We start from the raw sequence: 1,235 nt of genomic DNA on the forward strand, positions 1-1,235 counted from the left end.
TATCACATATTTCTTATCCTATGTTTAACATGCGAACACAGAAACTTACATTTTATCCCATAATAATTTTATAACATATACGATTCTAATCAGGTAATAAAAAAATGCCACATAATAAAAATTATGTGACGTTTTTTTATTAAATTACGTAACAATATACACTTAGAAAATGCGCAAGACTACCTAATAATACAAAAACATGAAAAATTTCATGATGCCCCATGTATTTAAACTCTAACCATTTTGGCTTTGTTCCATAAATAAATCCACCAATTGTATAAAAAATGCCCCCAAGTACTAAGAAAATAATGCCTCCTGTACTTAAATTCTCAGCTAACGGTGCAAAGAATAAAACAATTAACCAACCCATCGTAATATAAATTGCTGTCGATAACCACCTTGGACAATTAAACCAAAACATTTTAAATACAATGCCACAAATCGCAGTTGCATAGACTAAACAAAATAATAGCAAACCACTTGCTGAATTTAATGTAATTAAGCAAAAGGGTGCATATGTACCTGCAATTAATATAAAAATCATAGAATGATCTAGCTTCCTAAAGAAGTATATAACGCGTTCATTGGCCACAACACTATGATATACAGCTGACGCCGTATAAAGGACCATCATTCCAATACCAAACAAAATAACAGCTGTAATTGCAGCAAATGATGGCATCTTGATAGAAACTTTCACAAGCATAGCTAATAACGCAATAAATGATAATATCGCTCCACCTAAGTGAGTAAATGCATTAACTGGTTCCCTTACATAAGTATTCATAATAACACCCCTCATATAATTACATGTAGTTTCAATAACTACATGTAATTATATACACATTTCTTTTTAAGGTCAACATTTACAATTCATTTGTTTCGTAATACCATATTTAAAGATATATTAAACATTAAGTTCCACTAAGTTATAAAAGTGAGGGATTCTACGTGGAAAATATAAATGAATTACTTAAGACATTACATTTAGAAAAAAACATTAAACTTGAGGATATTCCAAATGTTGACTTATATGTAGACCAAGTTGTCCAACTATTTGAGAATACTTATGCAGATACAACGAGAACTGATGATGAAAAAGTATTAACAAAAACGATGATTAATAATTACGCAAAAGGGAAACTATTCATCCCTATCAAAAATAAAAAGTATTCAAAAGAGCATATGATTTTAATTAGCCTAATTTATCAATTAAAGGGAGCTCTCTCCATTAA

At 29.6% G+C, this 1,235-nt stretch carries 2 protein-coding genes; one reads left to right on the forward strand and one right to left on the reverse strand.

Going from position 1 to position 1,235, the window contains the following annotated elements; genetic code table 11:
- Window positions 1-139: 139 nt before the first annotated feature.
- On the reverse strand, window positions 140-787 hold the full coding sequence (trhA, locus tag ABWK52_RS29465) for a PAQR family membrane homeostasis protein TrhA (protein WP_001099728.1): 648 nt from the start codon (window positions 785-787) through the stop codon (window positions 140-142).
- A gap of 164 nt (window positions 788-951) precedes the next feature.
- On the opposite strand from trhA, the gene ABWK52_RS29470 reads away from it, so the two are divergent.
- Window positions 952-1,235: DUF1836 domain-containing protein (locus ABWK52_RS29470; protein WP_353772387.1), on the forward strand; the 284-nt coding region annotated here is incomplete at its 3' end.

Source organism: Bacillus sp. AP50 (genome assembly GCF_040492675.1).
Lineage (GTDB): Bacteria > Bacillota > Bacilli > Bacillales > Bacillaceae_G > Bacillus_A > Bacillus_A cereus.